The sequence below is a fragment of the Actinoplanes sp. DH11 genome, assembly GCF_020873875.1.
Classification (GTDB): domain Bacteria; phylum Actinomycetota; class Actinomycetes; order Mycobacteriales; family Micromonosporaceae; genus Actinoplanes.
In genome coordinates this window covers 1-255 of sequence record NZ_JAHWGU010000226.1, presented here as the reverse complement: position 1 = coordinate 255, position 255 = coordinate 1, and the positions used below count along the sequence as shown (strand labels likewise).

1 protein-coding gene is annotated in these 255 nt (G+C 69.0%); it reads left to right on the top strand.

From position 1 onward, the window contains the following. A partial coding sequence (locus LPA41_RS41545; RefSeq protein WP_304523834.1) for a ketoacyl-synthetase C-terminal extension domain-containing protein occupies window positions 1-255 on the top strand: 255 nt, incomplete at both ends.

Below are 255 nucleotides of genomic sequence, written 5' to 3'. Positions count from 1 at the left end.
CGGGTGTCGCCGGGATCATCAAGATGGTGCAGGCGATGCGGCACGGTGTGATGCCGCGCACCTTGCATGTGGATGAGCCGACCCCGCACGTGGATTGGGAGTCCGGTGCGGTGGAGCTGCTCACTGAGCCGGTCGAGTGGCGGGTGCAGGACCGGCCGCGTCGGGCGGCGGTGTCGTCGTTCGGGATCAGTGGCACGAACGCGCACGTGATCTTGGAGCAGGGTCCGGGCGTTGAGGTGCCGGGGGAGTCGGTGC